Consider the following 3,434-nt stretch of genomic DNA (forward strand, 5'->3'; position numbering starts at 1 on the left):
CGCGAAGGCGGTGGATCAGCTGGTGATGATGCGTCTGACACAGCGCTTTCGCGAGCAGGCTCGCTCCCACAGGCCCATCACTATTTTCAGGAATCCGTATGAGCAACGAAAAATACCAGCAAGGCCTGAAGATCCGCACCCAGGTTCTGGGCCAGGACTACGTCAACCGCTCCCTCGAGAACGCCGACGATTTCACCCGGCCGCTGCAGGAAATGGTCACGGAATATTGCTGGGGTCATGTCTGGGGCCGCGAGGGTTTGTCGCTCAAGGAGCGCAGCATGATCAACCTGGCGATGATCTCGGCGCTCAATCGTCCGCACGAACTCAAGCTGCATGTGCGCGGTGCCTTGCGTAACGGACTGAGTCGTGAGCAAATACGCGAAATTCTGCTTCAGGTCGGCATTTATTGCGGCGTCCCCGCTGCCGTAGACAGTTTCCGGCTTGCCCGCGAAGCCTTCGCCGAAGCCGACGCCGAGGCCTCCAGTCAACCCTCGGCTGTTTGAACTGAACGAGCATGGATGTTTGCCCGTTTTGCATGGACAGCCACATAACAGAGCGGACCCCATGAAACGCCTGCCACTCGACGACAGCTTCAAGGTCAATCGCAACCCCGTTACCCTGCGCGAAATCGTGCTGGATAAACTGCGAAGCGCCATCATGAACTTCCAGCTGCTGCCGGGCGATCGACTGGTCGAACGCGACCTGTGCGACCGCCTGGGCGTGAGCCGTACTTCGGTGCGTGAAGCCCTGCGTCACCTCGAATCCGAAGGCCTGGTGGAATTCGCCGATGCCAAGGGCCCACGGGTGGCGATCATCACCCTGGCCGACGCCGGTGACATCTATGAGCTGCGTTGCGTGCTCGAAGGCTTGATCGTCCAGCTGTTCACCCTGCGGGCCAAGGCCAAGGACATCAAGGCCCTGGAAAAAGCCCTCGAGGAAAACCGCAAGGCCCTCAAGGACGGCGAGCTGCAGCAGGTGCTGGATTCGGTCCAGGGTTTCTACGACGTACTGCTTGAAGGTTCCGGCAATCACGTTGCCGCCACCCAGTTGCGCCAGTTGCAGGCGCGCATCAGCTACCTGCGGGCGACGTCGGTATCCCAGGAAAACCGCCGTGGCAGCAGCAACCAGGAAATGGAACGCATGGTCGAGGCGATCAAGAGTGGCGATCCGCTGGTGGCCCACCAGGCCTGCGTCGATCACGTGCGCGCCGCCGCCAAGGTCGCGCTGGAATACCTCAAGCGCCAGCAGGAAGAGACCGGCAATATCCCGGAAATCACCGCGCCCATCGCGTTGAAAGAACCTCGCATAGGACGCTGATCATGTTCAGCCCGAGCTTTTGTCCAAAGTGTGGCAGCACTGACTTGAGCCAGCGCCTGCCAGCGGGCGATACCCATGAGCGGCTGATGTGCGGCGGCTGCGGCTACATCCATTACGTCAATCCGAAGATCATCGCTGGCTGCGTCATCGAACAGGACGGCAAGTACCTGTTGTGCCAACGCGCCATCCCGCCACGCCCCGGCACCTGGACACTGCCGGCCGGCTTCATGGAGGGCAATGAGACCACCGAGCAGGCGGCCCTGCGCGAGGTCTGGGAAGAGACCGGCGTACGCGCCGAAATCATCTCGCCCTACTCGATTTTCAGCGTGCCGAAAATCAGCGAGGTGTACATCATCTTCCGCGCCATCGCGCTGGAAATCACCGGCGAGTTCGGCGCGGAAACCCTCGCCTGCCAATTCTTCGCTGCCGAAGACATACCGTGGGACAGCATCTATTACCCGGCCATCCGGCAGATCCTCGAACGTTACATCGAGGAACGCCAGGCCGGGGTCTACGGCATCTACATGGGCAACGATGACAGCGGCAAGATTCACTTCATCCGCTGACACCTGCGATCAGGGCGCCACGCCCTCGACGATGATCACCTCGGCCTGCGCGACACCTTCGCGATGCTTCTTCGCCTGTTGATACTCCTCGCAGTGATAGCAGGCCAGCGCCTGTTCGTAGGAATCGAATTCGATCACCACGCTGCGCTGCGGCGTGGCCCTGCCCTCCATCGCTTCGCTGCGGCCGCCCCGGGCGAGCATCCGTGCGCCATACAAGGCAAACGCCGCTGGCGCGCGCTGGGTGTATTGGCTGTATTGGTCGGGGTCGCTGACATCCACATGAGCAATCCAGTACGCCTTCATAGTGACCTCTGTGTTGGTTTTGTATTATGGTATACCACAAGCTGTTTCCATCCCGCACCCTTCAAAACAAAGAGAGCCCGCCATGGCCTTTAACAGCATTGAGGAAATCATCGAAGACTACCGCCTGGGCAAGATGGTGTTGCTGGTGGATGACGAAGATCGGGAAAACGAAGGCGACTTGCTGCTCGCCGCCGATTGTTGCAATGCCCAGGCGATCAGCTTCATGGCCCGCGAAGCACGCGGGCTGATCTGCCTGACCCTGACCGATGAGCACTGCCAACGCCTGGGCCTCGAACAGATGGTGCCGAGCAACGGCAGCGTGTTCAGCACCGCGTTCACCGTGTCCATCGAGGCCGCCACGGGTGTGACCACCGGTATCTCCGCCGCTGACCGGGCGCGCACCGTCGCCGCCGCTGTTGCTCCTGACGCGGGGCCGGCCGACATTGTCCAGCCGGGGCATATCTTCCCGCTGCGGGCCAAGGAAGGCGGCGTACTGACCCGCGCCGGGCATACCGAAGCCGGTTGTGACCTGGCGCGCCTGGCGGGTTTCACCCCGGCATCGGTGATTGTCGAAGTCATGAACGATGACGGCACCATGGCGCGCCGGCCGGACCTGGAAATTTTCGCCCGCAAGCACGGGATCAGGATCGGCACCATCGCCGACCTGATCCACTACCGCCTGAGCACCGAGCACACGGTGGTGCGCATCGGTGAACGGGAACTGCCGACGGTGCACGGCACCTTCCGCCTGTTCACCTTTGAAGATCGCATCGAAGGCGGCGTGCACATGGCGATGGTCATGGGCGATATCCGTCGGGAAGAGCCGACCCTGGTGCGCGTGCATGTGATCGACCCGCTACGCGACCTGGTCGGTGCCGAGTACAACGGGCCTTCCAACTGGACCCTGTGGGCGGCACTGCAACGGGTCGCCGAGGAAGGTCGTGGCGTGGTGGTGGTGCTGGCCAATCACGAGTCATCCCAAGCGCTGCTCGAACGTGTGCCGCAGCTCACCCAGCCGCCCCGCCAGTTCAGCCGCTCCCAATCGCGCATCTATTCTGAAGTGGGGACTGGCGCGCAGATCCTCCAGGACCTGGGCGTTGGCAAGCTGCGGCACCTGGGACCACCGCTCAAGTATGCCGGGTTGACCGGGTATGACCTGGAGGTGGTGGAGAGCATTCCTTTTACCGGGTAGGCAGGGACAACACACATTTACCCTGTGGGAGCGGGGGGGGGGGGAAAGCGGTATGT

The 3,434-nt window shown here is 61.9% G+C and carries 5 protein-coding genes; 4 read left to right on the forward strand and 1 reads right to left on the reverse strand.

Features of this window, described 5'->3' with window-relative positions; genetic code table 11:
• Positions 1-98 precede the first annotated feature (98 nt).
• The 3 genes from ACE04F_RS04205 to ACE04F_RS04215 all read left to right on the forward strand — a co-directional run bounded on the left by ACE04F_RS04205 (position 99) and on the right by ACE04F_RS04215 (position 1,883).
• On the forward strand, positions 99-503 hold the full coding sequence (locus ACE04F_RS04205) for a carboxymuconolactone decarboxylase family protein (RefSeq protein WP_486105066.1): 405 nt from the start codon (positions 99-101) through the stop codon (positions 501-503).
• A gap of 61 nt (positions 504-564) precedes the next feature.
• A complete protein-coding gene (locus ACE04F_RS04210) occupies positions 565-1,317 on the forward strand; it encodes a GntR family transcriptional regulator (RefSeq protein ID WP_305500548.1) in 753 nt (250 codons plus the stop codon).
• A 2-nt stretch (positions 1,318-1,319) separates the two neighbouring features.
• On the forward strand, positions 1,320-1,883 hold the full coding sequence (locus ACE04F_RS04215) for an NUDIX hydrolase (protein ID WP_486105068.1): 564 nt from the start codon (positions 1,320-1,322) through the stop codon (positions 1,881-1,883).
• 9 nt (positions 1,884-1,892) lie between these two features.
• Here ACE04F_RS04215 and ACE04F_RS04220 read toward each other — a convergent pair whose 3' ends face one another.
• Entirely contained in the window at positions 1,893-2,186 is a 294-nt protein-coding gene (locus tag ACE04F_RS04220; RefSeq protein ID WP_486105070.1) for a DUF1330 domain-containing protein, read from the reverse strand.
• 82 nt (positions 2,187-2,268) lie between these two features.
• On the opposite strand from ACE04F_RS04220, the gene ribBA reads away from it, so the two are divergent.
• The gene (gene ribBA / locus ACE04F_RS04225; RefSeq protein ID WP_486105072.1) at positions 2,269-3,378 is read left to right on the forward strand and encodes a bifunctional 3,4-dihydroxy-2-butanone-4-phosphate synthase/GTP cyclohydrolase II; all 1,110 of its coding nucleotides are present in this window, start codon (positions 2,269-2,271) and stop codon (positions 3,376-3,378) included.
• The last annotated feature ends 56 nt before the right edge of the window (positions 3,379-3,434 follow it).

The organism is Pseudomonas sp. AGC41 (assembly GCF_057334555.1).